The sequence below is a fragment of the Paenibacillus sp. D51F genome, from assembly GCF_053345695.1.
In genome coordinates, this window is sequence record NZ_JBKFAO010000011.1 from 23,475 (window position 1) to 38,030 (window position 14,556).

Consider the following 14,556-nt stretch of genomic DNA (forward strand, 5'->3'; position numbering starts at 1 on the left):
TGTTGGCTGACTCCCGTGCAGGGGAAACATAGCTGGAACCGTTAATTCACAGCTCTACAAACCACTGTCCATGCTGCAGATGGTTGACGTTAAGCTCACACCATGTTCCTTTCGTTACGCGGTGCACCCGCTCCCAGTCCACATAGACGGGAATACCCTCCTTAAATAGCTTCATGGCCTCGACAAGATCGATTTCACGAAAATCGGGGCCGAGCTTGCAGGTTGTTTCCTTCTGCCTGAGCCGGCTAACATCCCGCTCAAGCTGGTCGAAGGTCTTTCCTGCACCAGAGAGAACTTCCAGAACCGTGCAACCGCCGGTCTCTTCATACCGCCTGAGTGCCCAGTGGAATGTAACGCCTTCCTCTTCTATCAATTCGGCTGCAAATTTGCACAAATCCACATACTCCCGGTCAATCGGAAATGGGCTGTCCGGGGTCCTGGAAACCATCTTCGAAAAGGAAGTCCCCCATTTAGCATCAAATTGCCGCAAGCATGCACAACTCTCTGCCTGTTCCACCCCGAGGCCAATGATCTCCACAAGAGTGTCGAGATCATACTCGTCCATGTTCGGATTCTCCATCAGATAGCCAATGAGGGATTCGGATTCGACGCACATCGGCTTCAGCTTTTCCCCATTCTCCCGTAATGCGTCGAGAAGGGGGAGTTTAAATACCACCGTCAATTTGTCGGCCGCTTCTTCGTTCTCCACGAACGCAACCGTGAGGGTATCTGCATCACGCTTCAGCTGAACATCGTCGAAAGAATAACTGTCGTAGTAAGGCCCCTTAACGGAATAAAGGATGCCTTCCTGCATTTCCTTGAAGGTGATGTTTCCGATGGCGATAACACCACGACCCCCGCATTGCGGACACGTCGCTTGTGAACAGGAACAGAGAATCGTAAACTTGCTGGTCGATTGTTTCATAATCCAAATTGCCTCCCTGAAATGCTCCCCCGCCTGCACCGGGGAAGGATTTGGTACAATCCCCCGGTGCAGCGGGTCTAACAAAAAAGAAGCATTCTCATACTGAAAATTACTCCTTTTATTTACCAGAAACGAAAATCGACTTTCGGAATTCTAGCCTATTCGCTCATTCGATTTTCGTATTCAAGAATGCCTTCGTATGTCAGCCATTCCGGTTTTTCCCCTTCAGGGAACGAATTATGAAGCTCCTTCATCTTCTCAATGTGCTCCTTTGCGCTCCCGCCGCACAGACAGTTCTTGTTTCGGTTCCCGTATCCAAGGAAGTATTCACAATCGCTCTGCAGGCGGTTCAACATCATGTAGTTGAAGCGGTGCGGGTTCTCTACGTATTTCGTCTTGAACACCACAACTAAGTCGCTCTTGATGGGCGAAGAAGGTTCGCCGTCAAACACGTTCCCACAGCTATACAATACGGGCATATCGCACTTGCCAAGCTCTATGTCCTTCCAAAGCGAACCCGTTTCGATGCACTTATAAACGGGCCTGTCCCAGTCGTCAACTCCGACATATTCCATCGTTCTTACATTTTCATTGGTTTTCATATCTACCAGCTCCATTCGTTCGTTTTCAAACGGTATGCCCACTCAAGTAGAGATCGGAACTGCGCTCGCCGGTCTCTTCCCCCACTGGTCGGTTGGAGCAAGCTCGTCGCCGTTCCAGTTATGTCTCAATGCAGGCTTCGTCTAGTCATTCGGCGCATGCCTCGTATTCCGCCGTAAAGACCGAATCCCCGATCACATTGCTGTTGAACAAGACCTGCAGGACGTCGGATTCCGAGCTGCCCTTGCTGATCAAATCCTTGAACACGAACGTCAGGTAACGGTCCTTCTGCACAAGTCGAAGCATTTGCGCCTCATTGAATTCCGGAATCGGATCATCAAATTCCATGGGTTCCATCCTCCTTGTTTTTAGGCATAAAAAAAAGGAGACGCAAAAAGAACATACGTATCCCGTATGTTCCAATGGTCTCCTTGATTAAACCCAGTTCTTATTCGCTTAAAAAGCGGCTCCCTCCATACCAGAAAAAGAGACTGGATGGAAAACTTTGTGTTGATTAGTAGTAATAAAATTATACCCCAAGGTCCGGCAGCCTGTAAATAAAGGAAAAGCCGCCCATGGCGGCCCAAACAACGACTGATTCTTTATCAAGGCAAAACTGTCATTGCTTTACAGATAAAATAGAGGCAAGTACAAGGTCAACTTTCTCTGATGTCGATCCGCTTGCAAGGGCTGAGCCTAATTTCATTGATTCTTTCCCCAACTCGAAATGAGGTTGCTCCCTGATATCCAGATTCGATACCTTCAGACTTGTCACACTTGCTTGTTCCTCATGTGAATCCAAAATCATTTGCTCCTCCTCATTACTTGGTTTTTTTATTCGATCCACGATATGTAGGATGCCTTTTTCTCTCAAGACTATATCTGCAACCTCATACACTTTATTCTGGACATGACTTCGGTAAGTTCCTGGAGTTTCTGCCTTCACTGCATCATTAAGAGCTCTGACACCATGAGATCCTATAAGCCAGCATACCATCGCATCAAAGGGCTTATTTTGTTCCAGCCATTCCTCTAAAAAGGGATCGTTAATAATATCTCCTTCAATCAACAATGCCCCAGATTCCGGAATTTCTGATTTTAAACGCTTGTACTCCATTTTATAGCCGGTCATTGTTGTTTTTAAGTTCCCTCTATGCAATAGCTTAACAGAGCGTCCAGCCTTTTTTAGTGTATCATAGGTCTTCTTTAAGCATTCAAGATTTTCATCAATGCCTATCACAACATGTCCGGTCTCGAGAAGAGAAAGCGTACTAGAACCATCACCCGTTCCAATTTCAACAACGGTCCTACAGCCCTCAATAAATGACCCCATCCAGGCATAGTCATTATTTTTTCTATAATTCTGTGCATCAGAGGACCACGTATTTGCATATTCACTCTTTTGCAAATTTACGGCATCCCTTATTTTTTCCAATTTGGACATTTTCAACACTCCACTATCAATATTGTACACATTAGTACCTACTACCACCCTGGATCGTCGCTTGCTGGCACATCGTTACAGTGCTTCCGGAGATGAAACGAGCGGATTAATCGGCGTAGGCTGCGTGTGGGTGGTGGGAATGTAATTGCTCTCCCCTGTGCCTCCGGATGTCTTAAGGAGCATTAGAGAGACTTCCCGCAAAACAACCGGGGTAGTCTCTCTCGGGCTTAACTTGGTTCAAGGACGCCGACATGTTGAAGCGTTTGAATGAAGTCTTGGGTAAATGAACGAATTTCATCGTCATTGGTGAAACGATGCCCGACAAGATGACTATTTCGACTTGCAAACGCCTCAACCGCTTCTCTCCACTCTCCGTAGCTGGGGGTAAGGGCAGCCAGCGCTACCGTAAATGCGGAGCCCGCAAGTATCGACCCGGCATCCACCAGCCCTCCGAGCAAGAAGCGATCATCAACGCCTAAAGCGGTCCTAACTCCATGTTCAATCCGAAGTGCGTTCATCACAATACCATCTCCTTTGACTTTGACTTTCTTTGACCATTATGGCACAGCCCGCTCTTGGGAGTCAACCCCTCCATTTCCAGACAACGGAATCCGGCCAGCTCATTACAATAAAGTGTTGTTCTTCTCTGTACAATAAAGTTCAGTTCCCGATACAATAAAGTCTTGTTCCGTCCGAACATGGCACAGCCCGCTCTTGGGAGTCAACCCCTCCATTTCCAGACAACGGAATCCGGCCTGCTCATTACGATAAAGTGTTGTTCTTCCCTGTACAATAAAGTTCAGTTCCCGATACAATAAAGTCTTGTTCCGAACAAAAAAGCGACTGCCGGCCGACGCCGAACAGTCGCTTTCGTTTTTACAATGCCTTGACCTCTTCCTCTTGGTCACCTTGATATTCAATACGCCCCTTCTCCGAGCTTCGTTTCTATGCCCCGATGCTGAATGAATACTGATCGTTGCTGTCCAGCGATAACAACAGCTTCTCCTCTTCCCTTCGTTCGGGAGCGGGAAGGCTTGTTTCTCATCGAAACCGGATTGTGCCGTTCTGCAAGTCGGTCCATCATCAGGTGAAAAGCAGCTTCAATACCGATCGCTTTCACCACCCGGCAGTCCACCGAGTTACCAAGCATGTACGTCCGCTTCGTTTCGGCAATGTCCTCCGGAAAGAAGAAGTCGTCGGGGATATCCAAAATGCGTGAAATCTCCTCGGACGTAAATGGCCTCCACAGGTTCGTGTGGTCGGGGTAAGACAGATAGGAGCTTGTCACCTCTTCCTTGCTGTACGAGGCCACCAGCGCCGCCATACGCACGTCCTTCGGCTTAACCAGGGTGTAATTGCGATCTGCCCGGAAATGTATTTTTGCTAAATTGGCAAACGCCAGCGCTTCGGAAGCTTATATCGGTCATTTCATTAGTTAATGGATATTTGCTCGGATGTGTGGTAACTTTGTCCGGTAAATTTGAGGGGGTGATAGATTTGCGGTGATAGGAAAAAAGAAAACTGGTCTACTCTACATGGGGGGTAAACCGAATCTTAAAACGAAAGGAGAAGATGCACATGTTGAATCCTCTGATGCAGTTTCTAGGGCATGCTCTGCAATGGGTCGTTGACCATGCAGACAAGCTATACTATGTCGCCAAGACCATTTTCATGGTGCGCATAGAAACCAAAAAGCGCAGGAACAACGAAGAAGAAGCCACCGCCGGCAAGCAGATGGCTTCTAAGACTACTTCTAGCGAAGCATAATGTGGCGAGCTGGGCGCAACCAGCACGTCACACCTTCTAGTATATCCGTTTCGACGGATCAGAGCCACGGAGCCTTTGCGTGGCTTCTTCTTTGCTTGGCAGTGTAGGCACCCGGTGGGAGTCCGTGTGTGGCAGTCCTCGTCCTTTCCTCTCCCCCTTTGAACGTGGCGGGGGATTACGCCGCCCGGGTCCTACAATTGCGACTTAGCGTAAAAATTATGGCAACCGTTGAGACAAAAAACCTCCTGTCACGTGGACAAGAGGTGGTTGGCCGGGCGCGTCCGTCTATTTTTCTTTTCGACGGAGCTTTTTGAGTATCGCGTCTCTTTTTTCACGGCGTTCTTCAATGATTTCTTTTTGCGAACGATCCTTTAAGGGAACGGGTTTTGGGCAAAATGGAACGATTTTTTTATCTTTCATCCTATTCATCCTTAGCAAGAGAATAGTGGCATGTAGTTTCCCCTCTTGGTTGGCTGGCCTCGGTTGAGAGACTACAAATTCATCTGCTCCCCGCGAACCTATTGAATGCTGGCATCAGATTCAGATTCTTTGTGTTGCCGGCGTAAGTCATTAAAAAACAAAGCGCATAGCCTCGGCTATGCGTTTGTCATTATCGAGCGAAGGATGGCTTCCGATCGGAAACCTTGCCGCTCACAATTTCGATGTACTCCACATCTGCCCCTTCTACAGAGGGCCCTACGAAAACTCGCACTGATTGTTGAACCGTAGAGACATTTTTACTCAATACTCCAGGCCAAGCACTTCCGCGGTAATGGGTTTTTACATGACCGTCTTTGCCAAGTACCCATGATCCTGCTTGACCCTTGAGACGATGGCCTTTGTTGGATCCGAATGTACCTCGGACCGTACTCTTTCCAGGACGTTTACTCATTTCGAATCCCTCCAATCAAGTCTTTAATGGTAAGCAGCAAATCATCATTATCCTCGACAATCTCCTTCACATGTTCAGCTTCAAGTCCACGATTTCCAGAAAAATGGACGGAAAGTACATGCTCCATACCTAAAGAATAACATAGGATATGCACGTCAGCAATCTGCCGTCGACTGAAAAAGGTCCAGTCTTTGGTACCAAATACCTTTAGAACGCTAATTTGCTCTTCTTCAGGCAATTTACCATCATTTGCGGAAAGATGGTATTTCTTTCCCCTTCCGACATTGCCGCCTACCTGCCCGATATGTTCGTCATCAATTTGTTTCCAAATTGCCGCTCCTGTCGTCCGAAAACCGTTCGGAGGTAAAATGGAGTTTCGAATTGCCTCTGCAATGGCAGAGTATTGCTCTCCGAGATTGGGAACCGTCACATTTCTCAGGTACTCGAAAAAGAATTGAAGTACACTGTTTTTCTGTTGTATTAAAGCTTCGCTTTCCGCAAGAATCTCGTGTTTTTGCTTGAAGAGACCTTCACGGGAAACCGCCTCCAGAATCCTTGAACAAGCAGTCTGGACGGATTCGGACAAGCGCGGATGATCGGTATACTTGAGCAAGGTTAGACCGTCAAGATCAGACGGTAGGTGAAAAGAGCCAGTTTCGCCGTCCTGACTAGGCGGCACCGTCTGAGGAAGGATGCAAAAAACCCGTCTACGACCAAGTCTCCCCCAAAATAATCCCATCTCAAACAAGGTATTATCTCGAGTAACAAAATGAGTTTGATTACGAATGGTGGCAACATCGTCAGCTGCAAAGACAAATATACCAAAATCATTCGCATTGAGCTCTCGATCTAGTGCTTCCATTGTATAATCGTTAGCTTCAAACGTGCTGGCATACCAGGAATTAACCTCGATCACTCGTTCAAGAGCCGCGGCAATCTCTTTAGCATATGGGATCGCTTCTCTCGAGCTACCAATAAAAGCTCTAGGTTTTCTATTCATTGTCATTTTTTTATAACCCCTTAAAAGGTATAAATTACGATGACCGCGCCAGCATCTTAAGTATACAGATTTCTAATCATAAAGGGCAAAATTCTCCATCTCCCCCTATACCGGATGAAGGACCTGGCGGAAGCAGATCGAAATTCATCTGAAGCTCAGAATATCGCCCTTCCAATGAAGCGAGTGTTCGCACGTTAAATCCAAGTGCTTCCTCGCTCGACATCCACCGCGGCGCCGGCACAACCCCCGCGAGGGTGATTAACTTGCGGAAGATGCGGCCGTTCAACCATGTACTTGCATCTGCCGAAAACCAGGGATGCTGCAGCAGGAGCTCGATTGTCCCGACACCGAGAGCATGGAAATTCGCACGGTCGCCGAAGCGTTTAAAGATTTCAGCGAATACCCGCTCCCGCTCCTGCCGACTGACAAAGACGGAACCGCCAATGGCGATTACGTCATGATCCTCGGCGATCATTTCCTCCAGCACATCAAGGGAATTCTGAACGTGAAATACCGGTATCGGTTTGCGGCCGACTTCCCTTTCGAGATACAAAGTGTTTTCGCGTGTCTTTACGGGGTCGCCTATCACATCGGCCGTGAGAAACTGATAGATCACGTCAGAATGGGCTTTCACAAATTCCCCGTAGGCGTGAAGATCAACGGGCTTTGGCGAATGCCCCTTCTTGATGGCTTCAAAAAAACTTTTTTCTCCTGGATCCAAAATCACAGACTTATAAGAATCGAACCCAAGCTCCCGCAAATTGCCTTTCCAGCTGTCGGATAGGTCATTGCGGATATTGAAGTAATTCAGGAGAATAAACTGGCCTCCATTTTGCTTCACTATTCGCACGTCATCTTTCCCTTTGCTGACGCCGCTAAATATGAAACGCAGCCCGCTTAGGCTTAGACGAACCGCCTTCGTTTTCGTTTCGGTGACTCTGCAGATATCGCTCATGATCACCTTGATCAGACCGGCCAGTGCGCTTGAGAAGGAATTGATTCGGATCAGCGCCTTGAGGGTCGTTACCCGGCGATAAAAGAGAAAGGCAAGTGCCCGCCGTAAACTCGAACGAGGAATCCGATTGGGCCGTTGGCTCTTCTCGGTAGTCACGTAGATATAATCCTTCGTGACCTTCTGGATGACATTGGGCCGCTGCTCCTTGACGGTATAGAAGGTGTAGCCGTAGCCCTCTTTACCGAATTTCCGAAGGAATGCTCTCTCCTTGGCCGCAGCCTTAATGTGAAAATGATTCATCTTTTTGCTCATGCAACCAGGCGGGAATCCCCGCCGATGGTTACAGCGGAGCTTCCCTCCTTGTTGGTCCTTATTTTCCCTGACTGTCCCTTTCTCTTGGAAGTCAAACTCCTGAACTTATCAAATGACTTCCTCGCCTGTAACGAGAGTCATCGTAATGAACGTATCCAGTACCGGCAGAGCCGGCGTTTTTACGTTCTTCGTCTCTAATTTCCTCCCTGGACGAGCGCATAAGGAATGGCTTGATCGGCGTATTCGTCATAACGGGGTGTACGAAGTGTGCGGCGCGCTGCCTTCCGGGGCTCGATGCACACCAAAACGTCCTGTCCGCCGTTTTTTGAACGAATGTCCCCCCACCGTAGACTAGAATACTGTTCCAGCCACTTCATGCGGAGCATGTACGCCTCCCATAAGCCAACCTGACGCGATTTCTCGCACTCATACCTTAAATAGTACCAACCGCCCGCTTCCCTGCCGCCAAAACAGCGTGTGACCGTGTAGACGTTCACCCAGCGGGCAAGACCGAACACGTTATGGGTGACAATCCAAAACCAGGACAGTGCGGCTCCCAACCGTTTCAGGAAGGGAGTCCGCACCATGATCGGTTTTGTCGGTACCGGAGCGGGAGCGGGTTGCCGAGCGGCCTCCTGCTCCTCGATCTCCTGCAGGTACACGAATAAATCGATTTGATGAACGTCAGCCATAGGGTTAGTTTCCTACGTTGCTGAGAACCCGGGAACGGATCGCCTGGTAAGCGCGGAATCCTTTGGATACGGCGCTGCGTAGCTCGGCCGCGGCGATATCCAGCAGGCGAGGCCGCAGCAAGTCCGGATCGCAAATGACATAGCTGCCGTCATCGAACACCACTTTGTTCCGGTTCGGATTCTCGAACACGGTTGCAGGCTTCCAATAGACGACTTTTCCTAACTTCCCGACAAGACTCCTTGAATCCGCGTTCCATCCGGAGCGGAGGACAACCTGCGTGCCGACAGCATGAAGCGAATAGGATCCTGTTTGTTTCATTCCAAATACCCCCATATCGAATTAGTCCTCGTCCAACTTCGTAACGGTAATGACCAGCTCTAAAACGGAATCATCATGCTTGTTCATCATGCCGGCGAGGTCAAAGAGGGCTAATTGTATGCTGCTCATGACCATGACCGTCAATCAGCACATAGCGCATCGGCTTATTCCGATGGACTGCACCTATGAGTTTGACGAAGCACCATTGACCGGATGATTTGCGGTAATTCGCAAGGTTCAGCAGGATCAGCATGTCTCCAAGCAAACGGGCGCCCAATAAGCGCAATCCGTCTATTTTCAGCACAGATCCTTTCCGGCTGCAGGACTGCAAGGTGAGCGTAGTCGCGTTGAGGGTGACATCCGGATAACCCGTACGGAACTTCTGAATCGCATCGACCGTAAACCGATAAAACTTCTTTTCACGGGCGAAATAAAAGCCGAAGGCGGGATGATGATGGAGCTCATACTGGCCATCGCCCTTCCGACTGACGATAAAATAGCGGTTCAGATAGCGTCCGTACAGAATCGCATGAAACGATACCAACATAGCGGAAAACGGCACCACAACGATGATCGTAAAAACGAACAAGATGATGAAAAAGTAAATTGCCTCTACGTTCATACCAATTACCCCCCATGGGATTGAAAAGGAAAAGGAGAACCGCTTTGTATAGCGATTCTCCCTATTACCTCATCCATTTATGCAACGATTTTGCTGCGCAGTTCAGCCTTTGGAACGACGGAGGCGACAAAATACTGTGTCACCGGCTCCTCGAAGCTTTCCAACGATTCGGCATTGTCGATGTAGACCGGGTACGAGACGTTCTTTACCTGGTTCAGCAATCCCGCAAGCTCGATGGAGCAACGAATCTTCTCCGATGTGGACAGGGATTTGTACTCGGTCTCTTCTTCCCCATACAGGATGGAGAAGTCGAGGGTCATTTCGCCCGTGGATCCCGAATACTTAAAGAGCTGGATTTTCGCCAGATTTAAGAATGAATTCACGTACTCGACCTGCATTTCCGCGTACTGAAGCATGAAGTTTTTGACGGCCTGCATAGAGACCCTCTTCTCTTCCCGCTCCACCACTATCTCACCGTAGATTTCGTGCTGCGTCGTGAGGTCCGCCGACATTTTCAGCTTTGCAGCCCGCTCTGAGACGATTCCGGAGAGTGCATTGATCTCTGTTTGCAGAGCCTCAATCTTCCTTCCCCGCTCCGCCTCGTAAGCGGCCATAGCCGCAGCGTTCCCGCTCGTCATCCATTCGATCTCTGACGCAAGCTGATGCCCTTCTTCCTTGATCGCTTCACATTGCGCCTGCAGTTCCAGGAGCCTTGCTTTGCGGGTTTCGGATTCAGCCGCTGCTTCCGCTTCGGTGTGCTCACGATCGCACGCCCGGCAGCGGTCACCGGCTTTCGGCAGGGGCTTGTCCCTGAGCGCCTTGAATTCGTTGAACCGCTCGTCGAATTGGTATCGCAGTCCGGCTTTCCTTTCCTGGAGCGGGGCTAGGTCGTGAAGCTCTGGCTTGTCCCGCTCGACGGCGCGCAGAATCTGCAAAAACTCGTCTTTGAGGGCTGCCAGCCGCTTCTCGTCGGCATCAACCACACTTTTCGGAACGTCGAGCATACTGTTTGTGCGCAGATAATCGATCTTACCTTGCACGTTTTCGAGCGATTTGTCGAGTTCAAGGATTTCCGCCCGGAGGTTTTTCAGCGTGAAGTCCGGATTCACCATATCGAGGGCTTCGATACGAGCCTGGTCGTCTTCGTGCAGTTCGGCAATGACGTCGGCATGATTAAGCTTCGGGAGCATCGACACAAGCATGTTGCGTGCTTTGGTCGGTTCCGAAATGCCGATCGTACCGAAGTAGCCGGGAACAAAGATGCAGAGGAATAATTCCATCGCCCCCAGAAGCCCGTCGAAGTCCACCTGTTTCGCGTCATGGCCGTTCAGGAATAAGGAAGTAACCTTACCCTTACGGATCCGGCAGAATTCATGGCGGGCAGTTGTGCCGTCTCTTTGCGGCATCTCCACACCAATCTGAACCTTCGTCTCCTTGGCCGACTTGTTTTTCAGGCGTTCGTACACTTCCTTTGTTTTGCCTGTCAGGTCGCAGCCGTAGAAGCACCAGGTAATCGATTCGGCGATGGTCGTCTTGCCCTTGCCGTTCCCCCCGCTGATGCGGTTCACTTGGCCAAACGAAAAGGTCTTTTTCGACTTATGCAGCTTGAATCCGGTAATTTCAACGTCAGTAATCCTCATTCGAAATACCTCCTAAGATATCGATATCAAACCGCGCTCTTTGAGGCTAACCCAGTTATCTCCGCCAATGATCACATGATCAAGCACATCAATGCCCAGTATCTGCCCACATTCGACTAACCGATTCGTAAGCTGAATGTCCTCCGGGGATGGCGTGGGATCAGATGATGGGTGGTTATGAGCGAAAACAACAGAGGCGGCACCTCGTCGGATTGCAGCCTTGAACACTTCCCGCGGATGAACCAAAGAGGCGTTAAGCGTGCCGACGGAAATGGTTTCCCTGCCGATAACCCGGAATTTCGTGTTCAGGAACAGGCAAATGAAATGCTCCTTGTCGAGGAATTTCAGGTCATGGACAGTATCCCGTACATCTTGAGGACAGCGAATAATCACTACCTCGTCCGGCTTCACTCCACCGATACGGCGCGCCATTTCAAAGACGGCCATTAGGTGGAAACTCTGCTTCTCACTCAGTCCAAACAGAGCGGATAGCTCAAATTCAGACAGGGACGCCAGATACGGCAGCCCTTTTTGAAGAATGTCGTCCACAGCAATAGACAGCGGACGGTCCCGCATAAGCGGCTGCAAAATGAGGGTCAACAGGTCTTTGTTCGTGAAGGCTCCGGGATTGCACGTGTGGAAGTACACACTCTTGGCTTCCTTGATCGCGGATTTGTTCAGTTCAGATACGGACATACCTAATACCTCCCTGGTTTTGTTTATGAAAAGAGGGGAGCACAATGGGCTCCCCTCTAACACTATCCGGCATGCCGGCGCTTACTTACTGAGCAATTTACCGATGACGGTGTGTTGCTTCAGGGCTTTGCGCTGCTGGTGCAGGCGGGATACTTTCATCAACATTACCTTTTGTTGTATGCTCATTCGAATCGCCCATACCATGCGCGGGGTCGCCCCCGCGCCAAATGGCAGAGGGGCTTCCTCCTCACATAATGGTTTTTTTGGATAAACCTTCTTATTTCCTCCAGCGCTCTTACTGTTGTTGCTTCAGCTTCCGTTCCCGGAAGACAAGGATGAAGTAGGCAGTCACCCTTTTGACGTGTCTGGTTGAACCTGTGGCTCAGCCTTGCGCGTGCCTAACTTGCGACGAACCTGCTCATTGTTCAGACCAAGATCTCCTTCTCTCCAATCCCAGGAGCAAGCCGGCTTCAAGCTGTCAAAGCTCAAAACGTCCCGCGTCCCTTTTTGTTTGAGTTGGGTACACTCAATCTCAACCATGCGGTCAGGTCGCACGTCCACGATAACGGACAAGCAATTCTGCAAGGGACCGAATTGTGGCGCGTAAGCATGTTGTCTTGGCATTCCAATTTCCTCCTTATCCCACCATATCGAACGCGATTTGATCGTCCGGCCGTTGATGTCCGAGCAGATTATGCTTGAGCTCGTCTAGCCAGAAGGAAAAATGTTGGTGATGGATCGCCTTCCTTACATCCCGATGTCGAACCTCGAAATGATAAAGGTTCTGAACCGGAAAGAAGGAGAAGCGATGCTGCTTTTCCTCTTTCGTCCAAATCTTCTGTGACGTCTCACTGTACCCATGCAGGGGGCGAAACACGTCAAGTTCGATGATGACCTGCAGCCAGTTCACGGTCGTCTCCGCATACTGACTCATCGCGAAGAACCACTCGGAAAGCGGCCGGTCGAAACCGCCCTTATCGACGATGCCCTTTGGATTCAGCCAGCGGAGCAAAAAGAACGAACGTTCCTTTGAACTGATCCCGGGTCTGTACTCCACCTGCAACTGATGCTCCCCGAAGGAGCGGGTATAGTGATACCGCTTAACCTTTTCCGGCAGAAGCCCGACCTGCGCGAGAGCGGCGTTCACGTCGTCCAGCGGCAAATCGATCGACCATTTGAAAGAAATGGACAGTGACTTCATAGGCTAGGCCCCTAACCGAACACCCTTGCCGATGGCGGTGCCAAGGGGGAGCGTACCTCGGTAGTTCTTCCCGGCCGCAAGAATCACGGCATCGTCCGTCGTGAAGCCTTCCGCTTGCAGCTGCTCGTTCAGCGTTGAAGACCATACGAGCAGTTCCGCCGGCGAGAGACCCATGACATTGACCGGAACGAGGTACATGTGTTCCTCCACCTTCACAAGTCCATCACCGGTGAGGGAGTAAAGGGTTTTACCAAGGCTTTGGGCAAGCTCGAGATTTTCTTCCATGCGCGTCTCAAAGCCCCCCAGGTTAAGCAGCAGACATACCTCTTTGGGTTCGGTTGGTTTCATCTGAATTACCGCCTTTCGGGTTCGATTTTATGGGGTTATGCAGAGATGGCGAATGTTCCAAGCTTCAGCGGAACATTATGCTTGAGGAATAGATCAAGCAGCACCTTTTCGTACATGTCCGCGTCCTCTTCCGTGACCTCTTTGCCTCGGCTGCCGACAATAACGCGGATCGGTTGGGACTTCACCACATCGAAAAAGATGCAATGCTCTTTCCCTTCCTGTTCCACGATCGCAACGCCGCCGCAAATGAGGCTTTGGTTAAGCTGGATCGAGACCTTTTTGATCATCCGAATTTCCTCCTTTTTTGGGCATAAAAAAAGAAGATGCCGTAAGCATCTTCCAATTGCCGTAATGGATGCAGGGAATACAATCAGCCGAACGACAGCTTGTCTATCAGGATCAATGTCCCGATGGCGTAGCAGACGAACAGAAAGGCCGTTTGCTTCTTCGATGGCCGCATAACCATCCATCCTCTCTCGTATTGTGAATTTCCTCCAACCAGGGCCCCAAACGCAGGGCTAGGAATCGAACTTTTGTTTGACGTCCTGGAATGTTACTTCGATATCGCCGAGGATGTTTTTCTCGTCCAAAAACTGAACGTATTGCGCGATCAACGCGTCATCCTCTGCCGAAATGCGTTCCCCGTCTACTGCCTGCACGTCCGTCACCACAAGCGTCCCGCCACGGTATGTACGATCGACCGGAATCATCATGACTCAGCCTCCTAATAGTCTCCAAAATGAAAAAGGGGGATCCCACAGGTACGTCACAGACGCACAGTGAAATTCCCCCAAACACATCTCCGAATTACCTCGCCTGCGCATATGGCAGGATCAACTCCATCGGGTGTGGATACCGCTCTTGGAGCTTGCCGAGCGTTACCGCAACCTTACCGATGACGCCGTTCCTCTCCAGCAGCATTTTGTAGCCATCCATGAGCACCCCATCGCTGAGACTGTACATGGTATCGCATTCGCATTGCTCGACTGGAAACTCCAATACGGATAAGGAACCTCCGTTAAACGAAGCGGTCTGCGTCTTGATCATATGCTTAATCTCTCCTCCACACCGGACACAATGAGCCATGAAAATCACGCCTCCCTTATGTCCTTATTGTATCATGACTTTGAATTTCTCCCAAAA

At 49.8% G+C, this 14,556-nt stretch carries 20 protein-coding genes; 1 reads left to right on the top strand and 19 read right to left on the bottom strand.

Features of this window, described 5'->3' with window-relative positions:
* Positions 1-46: 46 nt before the first annotated feature.
* The 6 genes from ACLBWT_RS18215 to ACLBWT_RS18240 form a co-directional block, all read right to left on the bottom strand.
* Entirely contained in the window at positions 47-925 is an 879-nt protein-coding gene (locus tag ACLBWT_RS18215) for a hypothetical protein (RefSeq protein ID WP_447664548.1), read from the bottom strand.
* A 158-nt stretch (positions 926-1,083) separates the two neighbouring features.
* On the bottom strand, positions 1,084-1,527 hold the full coding sequence (locus ACLBWT_RS18220) for an LPD11 domain-containing protein (RefSeq protein WP_447664549.1): 444 nt from the start codon (positions 1,525-1,527) through the stop codon (positions 1,084-1,086).
* 145 nt (positions 1,528-1,672) lie between these two features.
* A complete protein-coding gene (locus ACLBWT_RS18225) occupies positions 1,673-1,873 on the bottom strand; it encodes a hypothetical protein (protein WP_447664550.1) in 201 nt (66 codons plus the stop codon).
* Between the two features lie 271 nt (positions 1,874-2,144).
* On the bottom strand, positions 2,145-2,969 hold the full coding sequence (locus ACLBWT_RS18230) for a class I SAM-dependent methyltransferase (RefSeq protein WP_447664551.1): 825 nt from the start codon (positions 2,967-2,969) through the stop codon (positions 2,145-2,147).
* A 227-nt stretch (positions 2,970-3,196) separates the two neighbouring features.
* On the bottom strand, positions 3,197-3,487 hold the full coding sequence (locus ACLBWT_RS18235; RefSeq protein ID WP_447664552.1) for a hypothetical protein: 291 nt from the start codon (positions 3,485-3,487) through the stop codon (positions 3,197-3,199).
* Positions 3,488-3,885: 398 nt separating this feature from the next.
* On the bottom strand, positions 3,886-4,293 hold the full coding sequence (locus tag ACLBWT_RS18240) for a DNA cytosine methyltransferase (protein WP_447664553.1): 408 nt from the start codon (positions 4,291-4,293) through the stop codon (positions 3,886-3,888).
* A 254-nt stretch (positions 4,294-4,547) separates the two neighbouring features.
* Between ACLBWT_RS18240 and ACLBWT_RS18245 the strand changes: the two genes are divergently transcribed.
* Entirely contained in the window at positions 4,548-4,736 is a 189-nt protein-coding gene (locus tag ACLBWT_RS18245) for a hypothetical protein (RefSeq protein WP_447664554.1), read from the top strand.
* Positions 4,737-5,021: 285 nt separating this feature from the next.
* Here the strand turns inward: ACLBWT_RS18245 and ACLBWT_RS18250 are convergent, their stop codons facing one another.
* From ACLBWT_RS18250 to ACLBWT_RS18310, 13 genes are all read right to left on the bottom strand, one after another.
* On the bottom strand, positions 5,022-5,156 hold the full coding sequence (locus ACLBWT_RS18250; protein ID WP_447664555.1) for a hypothetical protein: 135 nt from the start codon (positions 5,154-5,156) through the stop codon (positions 5,022-5,024).
* 464 nt (positions 5,157-5,620) lie between these two features.
* Positions 5,621-6,634, bottom strand: a complete 1,014-nt coding sequence (locus ACLBWT_RS18255; protein WP_447664556.1) for a TIR domain-containing protein — start codon at positions 6,632-6,634, stop codon at positions 5,621-5,623.
* Between the two features lie 70 nt (positions 6,635-6,704).
* Complete coding sequence (locus tag ACLBWT_RS18260; protein WP_447664557.1) at positions 6,705-7,895, bottom strand: hypothetical protein; 1,191 nt, start codon at positions 7,893-7,895, stop codon at positions 6,705-6,707.
* Positions 7,896-8,089: 194 nt separating this feature from the next.
* Entirely contained in the window at positions 8,090-8,587 is a 498-nt protein-coding gene (locus ACLBWT_RS18265; protein ID WP_447664558.1) for a hypothetical protein, read from the bottom strand.
* Positions 8,588-8,591: 4 nt separating this feature from the next.
* Entirely contained in the window at positions 8,592-8,906 is a 315-nt protein-coding gene (locus tag ACLBWT_RS18270; protein ID WP_447664559.1) for a hypothetical protein, read from the bottom strand.
* A 100-nt stretch (positions 8,907-9,006) separates the two neighbouring features.
* A complete protein-coding gene (locus ACLBWT_RS18275; RefSeq protein ID WP_447664560.1) occupies positions 9,007-9,528 on the bottom strand; it encodes a hypothetical protein in 522 nt (173 codons plus the stop codon).
* A 77-nt stretch (positions 9,529-9,605) separates the two neighbouring features.
* On the bottom strand, positions 9,606-11,168 hold the full coding sequence (locus ACLBWT_RS18280) for an AAA family ATPase (RefSeq protein ID WP_447664561.1): 1,563 nt from the start codon (positions 11,166-11,168) through the stop codon (positions 9,606-9,608).
* Between the two features lie 12 nt (positions 11,169-11,180).
* Positions 11,181-11,864 carry a RadC family protein gene (gene radC, locus ACLBWT_RS18285; protein ID WP_447664562.1) on the bottom strand — a complete coding sequence of 228 codons (684 nt, stop codon included), beginning with the start codon at positions 11,862-11,864 and terminating at the stop codon, positions 11,181-11,183.
* 637 nt (positions 11,865-12,501) lie between these two features.
* Complete coding sequence (locus ACLBWT_RS18290; protein ID WP_447664563.1) at positions 12,502-13,065, bottom strand: hypothetical protein; 564 nt, start codon at positions 13,063-13,065, stop codon at positions 12,502-12,504.
* 3 nt (positions 13,066-13,068) lie between these two features.
* A complete protein-coding gene (locus ACLBWT_RS18295; protein WP_447664564.1) occupies positions 13,069-13,413 on the bottom strand; it encodes a hypothetical protein in 345 nt (114 codons plus the stop codon).
* A 35-nt stretch (positions 13,414-13,448) separates the two neighbouring features.
* Positions 13,449-13,700 carry a hypothetical protein gene (locus ACLBWT_RS18300; RefSeq protein ID WP_447664565.1) on the bottom strand — a complete coding sequence of 84 codons (252 nt, stop codon included), beginning with the start codon at positions 13,698-13,700 and terminating at the stop codon, positions 13,449-13,451.
* 231 nt (positions 13,701-13,931) lie between these two features.
* Complete coding sequence (locus tag ACLBWT_RS18305; RefSeq protein WP_447664566.1) at positions 13,932-14,126, bottom strand: hypothetical protein; 195 nt, start codon at positions 14,124-14,126, stop codon at positions 13,932-13,934.
* Between the two features lie 94 nt (positions 14,127-14,220).
* Positions 14,221-14,460 carry a hypothetical protein gene (locus ACLBWT_RS18310; protein ID WP_447664567.1) on the bottom strand — a complete coding sequence of 80 codons (240 nt, stop codon included), beginning with the start codon at positions 14,458-14,460 and terminating at the stop codon, positions 14,221-14,223.
* Positions 14,461-14,556 lie beyond the last annotated feature (96 nt).